The organism is Acidobacteriota bacterium, from assembly GCA_034211275.1.
Taxonomy (GTDB): domain Bacteria; phylum Acidobacteriota; class Thermoanaerobaculia; order Multivoradales; family JAHZIX01; genus JAGQSE01.
This window is the reverse complement of sequence record JAXHTF010000037.1, coordinates 25,377-42,196: the sequence shown is the minus strand read 5'-3', so window position 1 is coordinate 42,196 and position 16,820 is coordinate 25,377. Positions and strand designations below refer to the sequence as shown.

Genomic DNA, 16,820 nt, shown 5'->3' with positions numbered 1-16,820 from the left:
CTCACCTCGAATCCCGAGCTTGAATTCGATGGTCGACATCCACTCCGCCGATCCGAGATCCGGGCCGTGCCCCTGTCCATCTCCGGACTGCACGATCTCGTCGACCTTTTCGTACCAAGCGTCGGAACACGGCGGTTCCGGCATCGCCTCAGGACTCTGACTCTCTTGCCCGTAGACGACTCCCGCCGCCAGGATCAAGAACACCAATGGTAGAAGCCGCTTCATGATGCCTCCTTGAGCTCGTTGATTCTCCCGACACCACGCCAAACCGTGGCTCGGATCGAGGGGCGTGTTCGAGCCTGAAAGCCCTAGAGCCCTAGAGCCCTAGAGCCCTAGAGCCCGCAGAATGAATCGATAAGCAAAAGGGTACGAAAGCGCTGGACTCTCTGCAAAGAAGGTCCAGAATCTTCACCACCGCCCCGGCGCCGGTCGCACGCTAGAACGGATTCGTAGCAAACACCGAGAACTCCGGGATGAACCCCCGGTCGTCGACCTTCAGCGCCCCGACGATGGCGTCGGCGATTTCTTGGGGGCGGAGCTTCTTGGGGGAGGCCTCCTGCTGATAGCCGGCCTTGGAACCGAAGTCCGTGAGCACCTCGCTGGGGTTGACCAACATCACCCGCACATTGTGCCGGCGGAGCTCGTCGCGCCAGCATTCCGTCATGCCGCGGAGAGCGAATTTGGATGAGGAATAGGCGGTGCTGCCGCGGCCGCCTTTGAGGCCGGAGGTCGAGGAGATGTTGATCAGATTCCCCGACTCCTGGCGAACGAAGACCTTGGCCGCTTCCCGCGCCATCAGGAAAGCGCCGAAGACGTTGGTGCGGTAGACCGCTTCCAGGTCCGACAGCTCCATCTCCACCAGCGGCGCGAAGACGCCGAAGCCGGCGTTGTTGACCAGGATGTCGAGGCGTCCGTGCTGGTCGACGAACTCCCGAACGGTGCGCACGGCGTCGTCTTCCTTACCCACGTCCCCGACGCTCCAACCGACCCCGATCTCTTCCGCCGCCGCCTCGAGCACGTCCCCCCGCCGGCCGGTGATGACTACGTCGGCTCCTTCGTTCTTGAACGCCGCGGCGATGGCCTTGCCAATGCCTTCGCTGCCGCCGGTGATGAGTGCCTTGGCTGCTTGAAATTCCATATCTTCCAACTCCTTGCTGTGCTGATCTTGGTGTCTGGGCTTGCTCTCTGGGCTTGTGGATTGAGCTCGATGCTGGGGCTCGCTAGGAACTACTTTCCCACCCGCTTCTGCAGGTCCTCCGGGTAGCGGTCCCCGTGAATCTCCACCTGGTCCCGATACGGCGCTAAAGCCTCCCCCACCAACTCCTCGTTGGTGAAGGGACCGTAGACCTCGGCGGTGTCGAAGAAGGTCACGCCGCGGTCGACGGCGGCCCGGAGCAGGCGAAGGCCATCCGCCTTGTCGGGGGTCTTGCCATAGGCAAAGCTCAAGCCCATGCAGCCGAGGCCGAGAGCCGAAACTTCCAAGCCATTGCGACCGAGTTGTCGATGCTTCATCGTCTGCCTCCTCGTTCGAAAGTCTTTTCCAAGGCCCATCAGCCCGCCGGCGCATGGCGCGCCCGCCATTCACCGGGAGGGCTGCCCTCCCAGGAGTGGAAGGCGCGAAAGAAGGAATGGGCGTCCTCGTACCCCAGCAGGTAGGCGGTTTCGTTGAGCTCCAGGGAGGTCTCCAGCAGATAGTGGCGGGCGAGCTCCCGCCGGGCTTCCTGGAGCAACTCCTGGAACGAGCTCCCCTCCTCCGCCAGCCGGCGCTGGAGGGTGCGCGGGCTTATGTGGAGCTCCCGGGCGACCTCGGCGATGACCGGGCGGCGGCCCGCCAGCTGCTGTTTGACCATGCCCTTGACCTGATCGCCGACGGCCCGGGAGGCCAGGGCCTGCTCCAGCTCCGCCTCCAGCTGGGGCACCAAGATCGCCAGCAGGTCGGCGTTGTGGGTGAGAAACGGGCGATCCAGATCGGCCTGGTCGAAGACGATGGTGTTGGTGCCGCTGCCGAGGCGCACGGAGCAACCGAAATGCTGCTCGTAGATCTCCCGTTCCCGGGCTCCATCCCGCAGCTCGATACGCCGGGGCTGAACAACCCCGCCGGTGCCTCGGCGAGCGATACCGGCAACCCAGGCGAAGCAGAGATCCACCAGCACCGGCGGCTCCGTCTCCTCCGCCAGCAGCCAGAGGAACTCCACCCGCGCCTCGTCGCCGCTCTCCGTCAGCTGAATTTCCTCCGGGCAGGTCAGCTGCTTGAAGCGGGAGAGTCGCGTCAGCGCGTCGCGGAAGGAGCGGGCGGAGACGGCGGCGATGGCGATGGGGTTGTAGCGCTCCAGGCGCTCCTCGGTTCCGATCTCCAAACCGATGGAAGGGCGCGGGCTGGCGCTCTCCAGCCCGCGGTAGAAAGCAAAGAGCTCCTCGGTGGAGACCATGACCTTCTCCTGCTCGAAGAGCCTCGGCGGCAGACCGGCATGGCACAAGACCTTCGCCGTCGACACCCCCAGCTCCTCCAGCTTGCGGCGGAGGGAGGTGGCGATGCGAAAGCGAGTGACCATGATGGGTTGCTAGTTCGTCCTGGAGAGGGCTTTTCGCCTCAGGCCGACTGCAGGCTGGCCATGTCGATGACGAAGCGGTACTTGACGTCGCTCTTCAGCAGCCGGTCGAAAGCCTCGTTGATCTTCGTCATAGGGATCAGCTCGATGTCGGCGGTGATGCCGTGCTCGCCGCAGAAGTCGAGCATCTCCTGAGTCTCGGCGATACCGCCGATGAGGGAGCCGGCGAGACGGCGGCGGCCGAAGATGACGCTGAACACGCTCACCGGCAGCGGCGTCTCCGGAGCGCCCACCATGGTCAGGGTGCCGTTGCGCTTGAGCTGCGCCAGATAGGGGTTGAGGTCGTGCTCCGCGGAGACGGTGTTGAGGATGAAGTCGAAGCTCCCCTGGTGCTGAGCCATCTCCTCCTCGTTCTTGGAGATCACCACCTCGTCGGCACCGAGCCGCAAGGCGTCCTCCTTCTTGCTCGGGGAAGTGGTGAAGACCACTACCCGGGCACCGAAGGCGTGAGCAAACTTCACCGCCATGTGACCGAGACCGCCGAGGCCCACGACGCCGACCTTCTGGCCCTCGCCGACGCCCCAATGGCGCAGCGGCGAGTAGGTGGTGATGCCGGCGCAGAGCAGCGGCGCCACCCCCGCCAGGTCCAAGCCCTCCGGCACCCGCAGCACGAAGTCCTGGTCGACCACCACGCTCTCGGAGTAGCCACCGTAGGTGACCCCTTCCAGGTGGGGATCGGGAGAGTTGTAGGTGAAGGTGGAGGGGCCGGAGCAGAATTGCTCCTCACCGTCCTGGCAGGCCTCGCAGGTGCGGCAGGAATCCACCATGCAGCCCACCGCCGCCACGTCGCCGGCCTTGAACTTCGTCACGTCCTCGCCCACCGCCACCACCCGGCCGACGATCTCGTGGCCCGGCACGCAGGGGTAGACGGTGGGCATGGCGTTCTGCCACTCGTCCCGCACCTGGTGCAGATCGGAGTGGCAGACACCGCAGAAGAGAATTTCCATCTGCACGTCCGTCGGCCCCGGAGTCCGGCGGGGGATGCTCGCCGGAGCCATGGGCGATTCGGCGCTGGCCGCGGCGTAGGCGCGGGCCTCAAAGCTCTTGGCTCCCGAAGCGGTGGTGGTCTCGGTATTCTGGGCTGTATCGGTCATAGATTTCCTCCTCAGGTTGATCTTCAGAATAGGGTCTCCCAAAGAGGCCGTCATTAGCAAAGTACGCCAAGCTAGTAACAAAAGGCGTCAAGGGCCCGAAGAATGCGCCAGCGACCGGCCAAAACCTCGTGCGCCAGCCGAGACCGGCCGCGGGGTGGACACCGCCGGCGAGTCTGGCCGCCCGTCCCTCCCCTGTGATCAAATCCGCCCATGCTCTCTTTGGTTGGTCACTGGCGGGGCTTGGTCCTCGTCGCATGCTGGTTGTGCCTGGCAGGCTGCGCGCAGGAGGTACCATCCCATCAGGACCCGCCCACCGAGCCGACTACCGAGAGGGCTGAGGCTGCGCAGGTTGCGTCAGCGGGAACCGAGAGCACCGGCGAATGGCTGGTGGACGTCACCGCGGCTGCCGGCATCGACTTCGTGCACTCCCACGGTGGCAGCGGGGAGCGGTACATGGTGGAGACCATGGGGTCCGGAGGTGGCTTCTTCGATCTCGACGGCGACGGCTGGCTCGATCTCTACCTGGTCCAGGGGGCGCCGCTGCCGGGCTTCGAGGGAACGCCTCCGGGGCCGGATCGGATCTACCGCAATCGGGGTCCGGATGAGGAGACCGGCGGGCTGGCCTTCGACGACGTCACCGACGAGGTGGCCGGGGAGAACGCAGATTTCGGAAGAGGCTACGGCATGGGGGTGTGCTTCGGTGACGTCGACAACGACGGCTTCACCGACGTCTATGTCACCCACTACGGCCCCCACTACAGCACCGACCGGCTGTACCGCAACGACGGCGGCCGGCGATTGGTGGACGTCACCGCGGCCGCCGGCATCGACAATCCGCAGTGGGGAGCGAGCTGCGCCTTCGCCGACGCCGACGGCGATGGCTGCCTGGACCTCTACGTGGTCAACTATGTGGACGCCACGCTGGAGAACCACCGGCGCTGCGAGGAGAACGGCCTCCACGTCTACTGTCACCCCGACGTCTACCGCGGGGTTCCGGACCGGCTCTACCGCAACCGCTGCCAGGGCCCGCCGAGCTTCGAGGACGCCACCGCCGCCCTCGGCCCGCAGGACGCCGCCAGCGCCAAGGGCCTTGGGGTGGTGTGGACGGATTTCGACGACGATGGCGACGCCGACATCTACGTCAGCAACGACTCGACCCGCAACTTCCTCTACGCCAACGAGAGCAGCCCCGGCACGCTGCGGTTTCGCGAGGTGGGCGTCGCCTCCGGCACCGCCTTCAACGATCAAGGGGTCACCGAGGCGGGCATGGGGGTGGATGCCGGGGACGTCGACGGCGACGGCCGCTTCGATCTCTTCACCGCCCATCTGGACTTCGAGACCAACACCCTCTACCGCAACCAAGGCGGCGGTTTCTTCCTCGACGCCACCGCCCAGGCTGCCCTCGCCGCGCCGTCGCTGCGCAAGGTGGGCTTCGGCAGCAATTTCTTCGACGTCGACAACGACAGCGATCTCGACCTCTTCGTCGCCAACGGCCACATCCTGGACAATATCGCCGAGCAGAAGCCCAGCCTCTCCTACGGCCAGCGGGATCAGCTCTTCGTCAACGACGGCAGCGGGCGGTTCTCCCCCGCCGGGCCCGGCGCCGGCAGCCACTTCCAGCGCCGGTGGGTGGGCCGCGGCTCCGCCGCCGGGGATGTGGACAACGACGGCGATCTCGATCTATTGATCACCCACTGCGGCCAGCCGGCAGTGCTGCTGGAGAACCGCATCGGCGACCGGAAGCCGGGGCTGATCCTGGCCTTGGAGAGCCGCCATGGAGGCCGCGACGCCATCGGCGCCAAGGTCACCCTCACCACCGCCGATGGCCGGCGGCTGGTGGAGGAAAGTCGTAGCGGCTCGAGTTATCTCTCCCAGGGGGACCTGCGGGTCCACTTTGGATTGGGTGACAGGACCGCCATCGAAAGCCTGGAGATCCGCTGGCCCGAAGGCGAGATTCAGCGTCTGGACGGCACCGAGCTGGGAGACAATGGGATCCAGGCCATCCGCCAAGAAACCCCATGAAGACCAGGACACCCCATGAAGACCAGGACACTCCATGAAGACCAGGACACTCCATGAAGCACTCGACCCGATGAAGCAAGCCTTCGTCGTCGTCGTCCTGGCCCTCGCTCCCGCCACGATGCTCAGCGGCTGCTCGGACCCTGGGCCGAAAGTCACGGACTCTACGACGGAAGACTCGGCCCGGCCTGCGGCGGATCCGGCTTCTTCGAACCGGCCCGCCCTCGACGCCGCCACCCGGGAACTGCTGCGGGAGACCGCCGAGCTGCACCGCCAGGGTCGTTTCGAGGAAGGGTTGGAGCGTCTTCGGCAGGAGATCGAACGCGATCCGAACCGCCCCCGCCTGCACTACAACCTGGGCGTCTTCCGCGCTTCCCTGGAAGACTACGAGGGGGCCACCGCTGCCTTCGAGGAGGAGCTGGAACGCTTCCCCGACCACGGGGAAAGCCACCGCGCCCTGGCCACCGCCTACACCCGCCTCGGGCGCCTGGACGAGGCGGTGCTGCAATATGAGGCCTGTCTAGGGGACCTCCCCGACGATGCCCTGTGCACCTCGGGTCTGGGACGCAACCTCTCCGCCCTCGGCCGCACCGACGAAGCCCTCCCCTTCCTGCAGCAGGCCGCCGACGAGGCGCAGGACGCCGCCGCCTACGCCGAGCTGGCCCTTCTCCATCGGCGCCGGGGCGACCTCCAGGAATCCGCCCGGGCCTTCTCCCGGGCGCTGGCGGACGACCCACGGCATCTGCCGACGCTGCTCGGCTACGGTCAGGTTTTGAACGCTCTGGGACACCGGCAAGACGGTGCCGCCCTCCTCGATCTTCATCAGCACCTCTCCACCCTGCAGGATCAGCTCGACGCCTTCGAACGCGCCCGGCGCCAGGGCACGCCGCCGGTCCAGGCCTATCTGGACTTGGCCCACATCCATCTGCAGCGGGACGACCGGACGGCGGCCATCGACGCCTACCGGCAGGCTCTCGATCTAGCCCCGGACAATGCCGCCGTGGCTCTGGAGCTGGCGGACCTCTACCTCCAGGGCGGCCAGGCGGTGGCCGCCGAGGCCGCCGTCCGGCAGGCCCTCGCCACTGACCCCCAGGGCTCGGGGCCCCACTTTTATCTCGGCGTGACCCAGGTCTTGACCGGCGAGCGGGAGCTGGCTCAGTCCTCCTTCGTTCGCTCGCTGGAGGCCGGGGACTGGCCGGCCCCGGCGTTCCTGGACCTGGGAGCCGCGTTCCAGGAGGTGGGCGATCTGGAACGGGCCGCCGCCGCCTACCTGGAGGCTCTGCGCCTCGAGCCGGAAAATCCCCGAGTGCACTTCGGTCTTTCCGGTGTGCTCCGCCAGCACGGCGACCGAGAGAACGCATTGAAGGCAGCGCAGAAGGCGGTGGAGCTAGAGCCTTCCTACGGCGAGGCCTGGGCCCTGCTCGGGGTCCTCCGTTCCGAAACTGGGGATCCCGCCGGCGCCGAGGCCGCCCTGCAGCGATCCCTCGAGCCCCGGCGCCCGACCCTGCTGCGGGCCGAGGGCGAGCACCTCCTGCTGGCGGCCCTTCCCAGCGAAACGGCGGACCCGGCCCGAGAGCTCTTCCGGCGCCTACTGACGGAGTATCGGGAAGAACGGCCGTTCCTCGCGCCGGAGCGCAGGGCTCCTTGAGATCGACGGACCTTGCAATCCCCGCAGCCTCGATAAAGCCAGTAGAAAGACAAAGGGCGAAGCCCGCACGCAGCGAGCTCCGCCCCTTGCAGAAGCGTCGGAATCCGCCGGCGGATCAGCCGAGGCGGTGTGCCGAACGGCGCAGCACCACTAGCCCCCCGCCCACCAGCAGCAGCACCAAAGCGGCCAGGCCCATCGGCGACAGGGTCGGGATGGCAACGAGCGGCAGCGGCAGGGTCACGGTATCGGTATCGGTGACCTGCCCGCCGGTAGGAGTCATCCCGTCGGCGGTGGCGACGTTGACCACTTCGCCGGCGTCGATGTCCGCCTGTTCGAGAACGTAGGTCCCATCACAGACCACCGTCTCGCTCACCGACAGGGTGGCGATGGGCTGCCCGCCGGGGCAGTTGATGGGCGTCACCAGCGGGTCGCTGACGGTGACGTTGGAGAGATCCACCGTCCCGATGTTCGTCACTTCGAAGAAGTAGGTAATGGTCTCGCCCACCTGGGCCACACCGTCGCCGTTCTCGTCGTTGAACAGGCCCGTCTTGATCAATTCGAGAGCCGGGGAACCCACCACCGGGATGTCCACCGAGGTGGGATCGTCCTCACCGGGATCGCTGGGATCACCGTTGCCTCCCGGATCCGGGTCCGTACCGTCGTCGGAGACGTCCTGGGTCGGCGTGCCGCCGGGGCTCTCGCCGCTCGCCGTCGCCTGGTTGAAGAACGGTCCGGTGGCCCCGTTGGGGTCGATGCGCACCGTCACCGTGATGGTCGCCGAAGCTCCCACCGCCAGCGTCGAAGCTCCCGCGTTGAGCAGGTTCGGGTCGCCGCTGCCGTTGAAACCGGCATTGGCCGTCAGCGTACCGGTAGCCGCCGGGGCCACCTGAATGCTGTAGGTCACCGGCGCCGGGAAGGTGGTGTCCAGGTCGTCCGTCACCTGCACATTGGAGAGATCCACGTTGCCCAGGTTCTCCACCACGAAGGAGAACGCCACGTCGAAGAGGCCACCGCCGGCGTCCGTCACCGACGTCACCACCTTGGCGACGCCGATCACCGGATTCTCCGTGATGGTCACCGTCGTCGGATCGTCCTCATCCGCGCCGCCGGGATCGCCGTCCCCGTTGGGATCCGGGTCCGTGCCGTCGTCGGAGACGTCCGTTGGGGTCGCGCCGCCGGGGCTGTCGCCGCTCGCCGTTGCGGTGTTCTGGAACGGTCCCGAAGCCCCGTTGGGGTCGATGCGCACCGTCACCGTGATGGTGGCACTGGCGCCGATGGCCAGGGTCGAGGCACCGGCGTTGAGCAGGTTCTGATCCCCGCTGCCGTTGAAACCGGCGTTGGCCGTCAGCGTGCCAGTAGCCGCCGGGGCCACCTGGATGCTGTAGGTCACCGGCGCCGGGAAGGTCGCGTCCAGGTCGTCCGTCACCTGCACGTTGGACAGCGCCACGTTCCCCAGGTTCTCCACCACGAAGGAGAACGCCACGTCGAAGAGACCGCCTCCCACATCGGTGATGGAGGTCAGCTCCTTGGCGACACCGATGATGGGATCTTCGGTGATGTCGATGGGCGTGGGGTCGTTCTCTCCCGGCTCGTCGGCGGTGCCGTCGCCATCCGGGTCCGGATCGGTTCCATCGTCGGAGACATCCGTGGGGGTCGCGCCGCCGGGGCTCTCGCCGCTGGCGGTGGCGGTGTTGGAAAACGGTCCCGGAGCACCGTTGGGGTTGATCCGTACGGTGAAGGCAATGGTTCCGCTGGCGCCCACGGCGAGGGTCGAAGCACCGGCGTTGAGCAGATTCTGATCCGCACTACCGTCGAAACCGCCGTTGCCCGTCAACGTGCCGCTGGCCGTAGGACCGGCCTGAATGCTGTAAGTCACCGGTGCCGGGAAGGTCGCGTCCAGATCGTCCGTCACCTGCACGTTGGACAGCGCCACGTTCCCAAGGTTCTCCACCACCATCTCGATACCGATGTCGAAGAGGCCACCACCGGCGTCGGAGAAGGAGGTCACGCGCTTGGCGAGACCGATGGCCGGTTCTTCCGCCACCGTCACGGTGGCCGTATCCGTATCCATCACCGGCCCCAGCGGGCCGTCACCGGCGGCGGTCACCGTATCCATGAAACCCGCCATCACATTGTTGATGTCGCAGGTGTAGATCCAGGTCTCGTCGGGGGTGAGGATCGAGTCGTTGTTGGTGTCGCCCATGGGGCCGACGAGGGTGTCGCAGGATGGGTTGTCGCTCACTACCACGTTGGTGACCGTGGTCTGACTGGTGACGGTGAAGGTGAAGGATGCAGTTCCGCCCAGCGGCACCGATTGGGTGGCGGGAGCCTTCACCACGGTGATCTCCGGCGCCGGCGGAATACCCAGCTCTACGGGATCGTCCGGGTCCGTGCAGCTGCACTTGGAGTTGGTTCCCGGAAAGGCATCCACCACGGTCGTACAGGTACTGCCGGAGTTGTTGTCCCAGCTGGTGCACACCGAGACGTCGGCACTACCGTCGCCATCGGAATCGATGCAGGCGAAGCGCAGCGGTGGCAGGGTCTTGAAGACCTGAGTGCTGGACTCGATATCGCCGCAGGAATCGCCGTCGTCGTCCCACCACGGACCGCCGGTGATGTCCGGAACGGTATCCGAGTTGGCATCCCCGTAGGTCGGGGTGGTGGTCAGGGGCGGCTCGAGGAAATCGTGGTAGCAATTGTCGCCATCCCGGGCGCTCCCGCCGTCGAGGGCCAGGAAGAGGCCGATGTCATAGCGATCCGGCGAGCCATCGGAGGAAACCAGGGTCTCGAAGACCACCTCCGTCTCCCCCGGAACCCCGCTGACGCAATCCTCGACCACCGAGACCACGGTCAGAGCTTCGATTCGTACATCGTTGGCGGTACAAACCGCCCCGCCGCGATAGTCGCGGACGCAGACGTTGCCCGTTTCTCCTTGCGCGAGAGCGCTCTGGGGCGCCATCAGCAGACTAAGGAGGAGAGCGAGAAGGAGCCTTCGGAGCTTTTTATTATAAGACATAATTTTCCCCTAGTTCGTCTCGTATATCCAGATCCTCATCAGCTCTTTCCAGGCGTCCAGTAGGACTTGGAAAGATTTGCATATCGCACACAAAAAATTCTCTCTAAAGAATATGAAGGAATAACACGAGCATAGAGGTCCCCCCAGACCTTGTCAACGCTTGACATCTTCCCCCAACTTCACTCGGTCCTCATCCACAGTTCTCGGCGACGCGCCAAGTCCACAACAGCCACCCCACGGACAACTCGAGCAGCGGCAGCCCCCACCACTGCCAGGGCGGGAAGACTCCGAATCGGGAGGGGGAATCTCCTCCCGCTTGATCTAAGTCAAGGTGCACGCTCTGGATTTCCGGCAACCTTCGCTGGTCGCCCAGGGACGCCGTTCCCACCTGCCGAGAAGCCAAAACGACCGCCAAGAGCCCAAACCGCTGACCAACGATCCGCCCCCGGAAGGCTACGGAGACGATGAAGACTGAAACCGCCGCTGCAGCACCTGCAGCTTCCGGACTCGAAGACCGTGAACCGGACACCGCTGCCGCGCCGAGGATCCCCGTGGTGATCCCTACCATCACCGAGTCCGGCAAGCAGCCGCGGAGGAAGAAGCCGCGCTTCGGCCCTCGCTTCTTCCGCATCTCCCGCTGGCTCCACGTCTACACCTCGACGGCCCTCTTCGGCCTCCTCGCCTTCTTCTGTCTCACCGGCATCTTCCTCAATCACGGCTGGTACGGCGACGACGACCCGCGCATCACCGTCCATCGGCAGCCGCTGGGCGAGGAGCTACGCCGCCTCCTGCCCGCCGGCGAGGTCCCCGATACCCGGGAGCTCTCCCAGGTCCTGGAGAACCGTCTCGGCCTTGGCGCACCGGCGTCCATCGACGTCGACGTCGAATATGGGGAGGTCGTGGTGAACTACGACGTGCCCGCGGGCTACACCACGGTGCTCTTCGACCTGCCGGCCGGCGAGATGGAAGTCGAGCGCCAGCACGGTTCCGCCGTGGGCATCCTCAACGATCTGCACAAGGGGCGGCACTCCGGCACCGTGTGGAGCTGGATCATCGACGGCAGCGGCGTTCTGATGCTGATCTTCGCCCTCACCGGGATGATTCTCCTCTTCCAGAACAAGCGCATCCGGCGCCCCGGCCTGTGGGCTGCTCTCTGGGGGTTGCTCACCCCCGTCTTGGTCTACCTACTCTTCGTTCCCTCCCACTGAACGTCTTTTAGCCGAAAGCGAGACAAGTATGGTCAAAATGACTCCCTCGAGGGCCCATTGGGGCTGGCTGCCCGTCCTGGCGATGGCGGCGACCATCGCCGCCATCCTACCGGGCCCCCTCGATGCCGCCTCTCCCGCCGTGGAAGCACCGCCGCTGGAGCTGGTGGTGACGATTCCGCAGATCCAAGCGCACCCTTACCACCGCCCCTACATCGCCGTCTGGATCGAGACACCGGAACGCAACGTCGTGCGCAATCTGGTGCTCTGGTATGAGGAAGACACCTGGCTCAAAGATCTGCGCCAGTGGTGGCGGGTCTACGGCCGCTACGAGGGACACGACGCCGAGCAGAAAGGCGTCGACGGCTTCAGCGGCGCCACCCGGCGCCCGAACCAATACACGGTGGACTGGAACGGCCTCGACGACCGTGGCGCGGCGGTGCCCGCTGGACGCTACGTGGTGCGTTTCGAGGCGTCACGGGAGGAAGGCGGCCGATCCTACTTAGAGCTGCCCATCGAGGTGTCGGAGGAAGGCACGGTCACCGCCGCCACCCCGGAGGTCGAAGCCGATGGCGAGCTCGGCCCGATCACAGTTCGAAACCCCGCTTCACGGAAGGAGTCCGCACCATGATTGCCTCGAACCTCTTCTCCATAGAGTTGTCCGCCCCTCCCCGCCGGCGCCCGTGGCAGGCCCTGGCCGCCCGCGGCCTGGTACTTGCCGCCGCCTGTCTGCTCACCGCCTCGGCCTTCGCCCACAGCCGTTGGATCGAGCCCAGCCATACGATCTTGTCGGGAGACGAAGCTCAGGGCGTGACCTTCGACCTCAGCGTTTCCAACGACATCTTCCATCCCGATTTCCCCTTCGGCGGCCCGACCATGAGCCGCAGCCCGCTGAGCCGCGCGGTGCCCACCGTCACCCGGCCCGACGGATCGGTGGACACCTCTGCGGTGCCCGAGCATTTCGCTCGCAAATCGGTCTTCGACGTCGATCTGGCTCAGGACGGCACCTACACCGTCGAGGTGGCCTCGGAGCCGATGTTGCTCACTTTCTGGGGCCGTCCCGGCGACCAGCGGGGCGGCCGCGGCTTCGGCTCCAAGGAGCAGGTGGCGGAGCAGATTCCGGACGACGCCGTCGACATCACCACCCGCCGCATTCACACCCGCATCGTCACCTGGGTGACCCGCAACGCCCCAACGAAGCCGGCGCTCTCCGGCCAGGGCCTGGAGCTCGCCGGCGTCCATCCCAACGACCTCTTCGCGGGGGAGAGCCTGCGTTTCCGCCTGCTCCTGGACGGCCAGGCGGCGCCGGCGGGCACCGAGATCCAGCTGACCCGGGCGGGGACCCGCCACCGCAACGACCGCAACCGGGTCCGCGCCCAGACCGATGCCCAGGGCACCTTCGAGGTGACGCTGCCGGAAGCTGGCTATTACCTGCTGGAAGCGGAGACCGAGACGAAAGGAGCAGGGGGAACGGAGGGCGTCGACAGCGAGACCTACTCCCTCTTCGCCACCCTCGAGGTTCAGCCTCAGTGAGCCCGCGCTAAACCCGAAGGACGGCTGCCTCCAGCGTCAGCAGTCGTCCTTCGCCGATTCCTGCTGCCCAAAAAGAAAAGGGACCGCCGAAGCGGTCCCTTTTCAATTAGCTGATTGGATCGAACCGATCAGAAGGTGTAACGCACACCCACCTTGGCCCGCCAGCGGGAGTTGATGTTGTGGATCTCGAAGAGATCGTCCCGCCCCCGGGTGATGTTGGCGAGGGAGATGATCGGCGTGCCGTCATCGGTGAAGCCCTCGATCTCCCACACCTCCTTGGCGTTGAAGTTCACGTAGCGCACCTGACCGGAATCCGAATCCAGCAGGTTACCCAGGTTGATCAGGTCGAAGGTCAGGGCCAGGTTGCCCGGACCGATGGGCAGCGCCTGCTCCAGGTGCAGATCCAGCGTGTGGCTCCAGGGAGCCAGGTCGGAGTTGCGCTCCACCGAGCCACCGCGGGCCGCGTCGAGCACAGGGTTGGCGCTGATGAAGGCGTCGAGCTCTTCCCAGGTGCCGTTGGTGATCACCACGTCGCCCTCGTTGGCGGGAACCCAGGCCAGGTCGTTGCCATCGGTGCCGTCACCGTTGTAGCTACCACCGAAGCCGAAGTTCACGAAGTCCGAGCCCTGGATCCACGAGAACGGCCGTCCGGACTGGTGGTTGTAGAACAGGGACACGGTGGTCGGGAAGCGGGTGTCGCGGTTGAACCGGTAGGACAGCGAGGCGTTGAAGCGATGCTCCACCTCGAAGTCGGAGGTGGAAACCCCGGCGTTGTTGGGGTCGAAGGCCTCGTTGAAGCGGTAGTTCGACACCGCACGGCTCGAGCTGCCCTCGTTGACCACTTCGGAGTCGTTGTAGGCGTAGGAGACGTAGCCCCAGACACCACCGGAGTACGGACGCTCCAGCTTGACGGCGAAGTTGGTGGCCTCACCCTCGGAGGTGTTGGTGATCAGGAAGGCGTCGCCGCCGTCGTCGTAGAGCGGCCGGCCGTCGAAGGTGGTACCGATCTGAGTCAGAGCGACGTTCTTATAGTCGATCTCCTCGATGGAGTCGGTGTAGACCACCTCCGCCGAAGCCACCAGGTTCCACCAGGGGAGCTGGCGGTCGTAGGCCAGGTTGTAACGCGCCACCTGGGGATACTGGAAGTCCGGCGAGATGAAGTTGAACTCACCGCCGCCCGGATTGTCGAGACCACAGGAGGGGTCCTGGGTGTCGGGATTCGGGTTGAACGGCTGGTTGTTGCAGTCGATGAAGAGCTGGGAGATACCGGTACGGGCGTACTGGTTGGAGATCCAGACGTAGGGAGTACGACCGGCGAAGATACCGGCGCCACCGCGCAGCTGGGACTCGCCGTTGCCCTCGATATCCCAGTTGAAGCCCAGGCGGGGCTGCCACAGCTGCTCGCCGTCGGGGATGTCGTCGGTGCGGAAGCCGAAGCGCTGCTCGGTCACCGGGTTGCGGTCCGGGGAGTCCGGGAAGAACGGCGCGTCCACCCGCAGACCGTAGCTGAGGGTGAAGTTGCTCTTCACCGCCCACTGGTCGCCGAAGTAGAAGCCCAGCTGATTGACGTCGAAGTCCTGGGTCCGGGACTGGCCCGGCGGGATCACCGTGTAGTCGAAGTTGCGGGCGACGCCAGATTCCAGCTGATCCAGGTCGGAGAACTGGTAGGAGCCAAAGGCGTTCTGGATGAACAGGTTCGAGAAGCTGAACAGCTCGTTGTGGGTACCGAAGGTGAAGGTGTGGTTGCCCTTCAGCCAGGTCAGATCGTTGTGGATCTCCAGAATGTCCTGGTCCAGGGAGTTGGCCGTCGAGAAGGGCTCGGTGCCCGCCTCGAACTCGAAGCCCTGCACGTCCTCGACCTCGATCCACGGGAAGCGCACGCCGTCAGCACCGGCGCGCCGGTCCTCGATGGACTGGAAGGCGAGCCGCGCCTCGTTGAAGACGTTGGGACCGAAGGCGCTGTTGAGCTGCAGCACCGTGGAGTTGGTCTTGGTCTGGAAGTCGTAGGTCTCGGTGGGCCACTCGTAGGTGAAGGAGCCCGGCCGGTTGATGTCCCGGGCCGCATCGACGATGTTGTGCCGCGCGGTCAGGTTGTGAGCGTCGCTGAGGTTGAAGTCGAAGCGCAGGAAGTACTTGTCCGACGGATCGTCGCGCAGCTGCTCCGACAGCGGCCCCGGATCGAAGCCATAGTTGTTGATCAGGATGTTGCGGAAGCGGTTGGCCTCGTCCTCCAGGCCGCCGACGCCGGCGCCGAACTGCTGACCGCTGGCACCGTCGATGGACCAACCGGAGGGAGTGACCCGATCCTCGATGTCGGCGTTGACGAAGAAGAAGACCTTGTCCTCGACCAGCGGGCCGCCGAGACGGAAGCCGTACTGATCCTCTTCGAAGTCGCCGAACTCACCCAGGGAGTCCGGGCCGTCGCCGAAGAAGCTCTGGTCACGGGTGTAGTAGAAGACCGAACCGGCGAACTGGTTCGAGCCGCTGCGGGTCACCGCGTTGACACCACCGCCGGAGAAACCGCCGTTGCGCACATCGAAGGCGGCGACCACCAGCTGCAGCTCCTGGATCGCGTCCAGGGAGATCGGGGTGGTACCCGACTGGCCACCGGGGGTACCGGTGTCGGCGAGACCGAAGAGGTCGTTGTTCACCGAGCCGTCGATGGTGATGTTGTTGTAGCGGCTGCTGCGCCCGGCGACGCTGATGGCGTCCGGATCCTCGTTCTCGGAACCGATGGTGAAGAACGGGTTGGTGCGGGCGAAGGCGTTGAAGCTACGGTCCACCGTCGGCAGCGACTCGATGAGCTCGACGCTGACGTTGGACTCGGCGCCGGTGCGGCTGGGGTTGATCAACCCCGTGGACTCACCCACGACGGTGATGGTCTCGGAGACCGAAGACAGCTGCAGCTGGAAGCGCAGCTCGGCGGCCTCACCCAGAGACACGAAGACGTCGGTGGCCTCCTGCGGGTGGAACCCGTCCAGCCGCGCTTCCACATTGTAGGGTCCGCCGATGCGGACGTTGGGAAGACGGAAGCGACCGTCTGCCCGAGTCACGGTGTTATAGCGCGTGCCGGTGGGCTCGTGGACCGCTTCGACCTGAACTCCCGGAAGCGCAGAGCCATCTTCCTGAGCCGTGACGAAGCCGACGATGGACCCGGTGGTCGTTTGCGCGGAAGCAGGGACCGCCAGCAGCAGAATGGCGGCGGCCGCAAGCATGCATCGCAGGATTCTAGTCATTGAATTTCTCCAATCGATTGGTGGGTGAAAGGCGAGCTTTCAAGAACATTGCCGTCCCACCGGCAATGCCATAGCTGTTGGTCGTGGACTTACAACGGTCCTCGTCTCGACTGTCTCGGCGCAAGGCGAGGCCTGTCGAGCGCACTTTGGGTGACCCATTGCGGAAGCCATCCGAGGGACAGACTGCTTCCAGTTCAATTCCAGTGTTTCGCACGGACGAGCCGGTCAGCTCTCGCGATCTGACCGGTCGGCGGGAGTCTAGCTCCTTCTCTTTCGGGAGTCAGTCTAGTGCACCCGCCAGCTCTCTGCTGTGAGGAGATTGTAACACCGGCAAGGCGGTGCCCGAGGCTCCTGAAAGGCCAGAAGGAGGGAGCTGTAGAGCGACAGCGAGCCCCGTAGATTTCAAGCCTCGAGGCAGTGTTCGCTAAACCAGCATGGTAGAAGCAAACTCGCGGACAGG

11 protein-coding genes and 1 pseudogene are annotated in these 16,820 nt (G+C 65.6%); 5 read left to right on the top strand and 7 right to left on the bottom strand.

Annotation, left to right across the window (positions count from 1 at the left end; genetic code table 11):
* The 5 genes and pseudogenes from SX243_08670 to SX243_08650 all read right to left on the bottom strand — a co-directional run.
* Window positions 1–225: hypothetical protein (locus SX243_08670; protein ID MDY7093029.1), on the bottom strand; the 225-nt coding region annotated here is incomplete at its 3' end.
* 211 nt (window positions 226–436) lie between these two features.
* Window positions 437–1,138: an SDR family oxidoreductase gene (locus SX243_08665; protein ID MDY7093028.1), complete on the bottom strand. Its 702-nt coding sequence runs from the start codon at window positions 1,136–1,138 to the stop codon at window positions 437–439.
* 137 nt (window positions 1,139–1,275) lie between these two features.
* Window positions 1,276–1,512: pseudogene (locus tag SX243_08660) on the bottom strand (aldo/keto reductase).
* A gap of 38 nt (window positions 1,513–1,550) precedes the next feature.
* Complete coding sequence (locus SX243_08655; protein ID MDY7093027.1) at window positions 1,551–2,552, bottom strand: AraC family transcriptional regulator ligand-binding domain-containing protein; 1,002 nt, start codon at window positions 2,550–2,552, stop codon at window positions 1,551–1,553.
* 38 nt (window positions 2,553–2,590) lie between these two features.
* The gene (locus SX243_08650; protein ID MDY7093026.1) at window positions 2,591–3,703 is read right to left on the bottom strand and encodes an NAD(P)-dependent alcohol dehydrogenase; all 1,113 of its coding nucleotides are present in this window, start codon (window positions 3,701–3,703) and stop codon (window positions 2,591–2,593) included.
* A gap of 387 nt (window positions 3,704–4,090) precedes the next feature.
* On the opposite strand from SX243_08650, the gene SX243_08645 reads away from it, so the two are divergent.
* Window positions 4,091–5,725, top strand: a complete 1,635-nt coding sequence (locus SX243_08645) for a CRTAC1 family protein (protein MDY7093025.1) — start codon at window positions 4,091–4,093, stop codon at window positions 5,723–5,725.
* A gap of 70 nt (window positions 5,726–5,795) precedes the next feature.
* A complete protein-coding gene (locus SX243_08640) occupies window positions 5,796–7,370 on the top strand; it encodes a tetratricopeptide repeat protein (protein MDY7093024.1) in 1,575 nt (524 codons plus the stop codon).
* Window positions 7,371–7,485: 115 nt separating this feature from the next.
* Here the strand turns inward: SX243_08640 and SX243_08635 are convergent, their stop codons facing one another.
* Window positions 7,486–10,329 carry a hypothetical protein gene (locus SX243_08635; GenBank protein MDY7093023.1) on the bottom strand — a complete coding sequence of 948 codons (2,844 nt, stop codon included), beginning with the start codon at window positions 10,327–10,329 and terminating at the stop codon, window positions 7,486–7,488.
* 521 nt (window positions 10,330–10,850) lie between these two features.
* On the opposite strand from SX243_08635, the gene SX243_08630 reads away from it, so the two are divergent.
* Genes SX243_08630 through SX243_08620 form a run of 3 tightly spaced genes read left to right on the top strand, consistent with a single transcriptional unit; the run spans window position 10,851 to window position 13,124 of the window.
* Window positions 10,851–11,594 carry a PepSY-associated TM helix domain-containing protein gene (locus tag SX243_08630; GenBank protein ID MDY7093022.1) on the top strand — a complete coding sequence of 248 codons (744 nt, stop codon included), beginning with the start codon at window positions 10,851–10,853 and terminating at the stop codon, window positions 11,592–11,594.
* A gap of 37 nt (window positions 11,595–11,631) precedes the next feature.
* The gene (locus SX243_08625; protein MDY7093021.1) at window positions 11,632–12,222 is read left to right on the top strand and encodes a DUF2271 domain-containing protein; all 591 of its coding nucleotides are present in this window, start codon (window positions 11,632–11,634) and stop codon (window positions 12,220–12,222) included.
* A complete protein-coding gene (locus tag SX243_08620; GenBank protein ID MDY7093020.1) occupies window positions 12,219–13,124 on the top strand; it encodes a DUF4198 domain-containing protein in 906 nt (301 codons plus the stop codon). The genes SX243_08625 and SX243_08620 overlap by 4 nt, the downstream gene beginning before the upstream one ends.
* 128 nt (window positions 13,125–13,252) lie before the next feature.
* On the opposite strand, the gene SX243_08615 is transcribed toward SX243_08620, so the two are convergent.
* Entirely contained in the window at window positions 13,253–16,360 is a 3,108-nt protein-coding gene (locus tag SX243_08615) for a carboxypeptidase regulatory-like domain-containing protein (protein ID MDY7093019.1), read from the bottom strand.
* Between the last annotated feature and the right edge of the window lie 460 nt (window positions 16,361–16,820).

What these genes read in the sequence shown, in the direction of transcription:
- SX243_08615 (MDY7093019.1), bottom strand. Translation starts at nt 16,360, where the DNA reads ATGACTAGAATCCTGCGATGCATGCTTGCGGCCGCCGCCATTCTGCTG.
- SX243_08650 (MDY7093026.1), bottom strand. Translation starts at nt 3,703, where the DNA reads ATGACCGATACAGCCCAGAATACCGAGACCACCACCGCTTCGGGAGCC.
- SX243_08665 (MDY7093028.1), bottom strand. Translation starts at nt 1,138, where the DNA reads ATGGAATTTCAAGCAGCCAAGGCACTCATCACCGGCGGCAGCGAAGGC.
- SX243_08655 (MDY7093027.1), bottom strand. Translation starts at nt 2,552, where the DNA reads ATGGTCACTCGCTTTCGCATCGCCACCTCCCTCCGCCGCAAGCTGGAG.
- SX243_08625 (MDY7093021.1), top strand. Translation starts at nt 11,632, where the DNA reads ATGACTCCCTCGAGGGCCCATTGGGGCTGGCTGCCCGTCCTGGCGATG.
- SX243_08635 (MDY7093023.1), bottom strand. Translation starts at nt 10,329, where the DNA reads ATGGCGCCCCAGAGCGCTCTCGCGCAAGGAGAAACGGGCAACGTCTGC.
- SX243_08640 (MDY7093024.1), top strand. Translation starts at nt 5,796, where the DNA reads ATGAAGCAAGCCTTCGTCGTCGTCGTCCTGGCCCTCGCTCCCGCCACG.
- SX243_08630 (MDY7093022.1), top strand. Translation starts at nt 10,851, where the DNA reads ATGAAGACTGAAACCGCCGCTGCAGCACCTGCAGCTTCCGGACTCGAA.
- SX243_08620 (MDY7093020.1), top strand. Translation starts at nt 12,219, where the DNA reads ATGATTGCCTCGAACCTCTTCTCCATAGAGTTGTCCGCCCCTCCCCGC.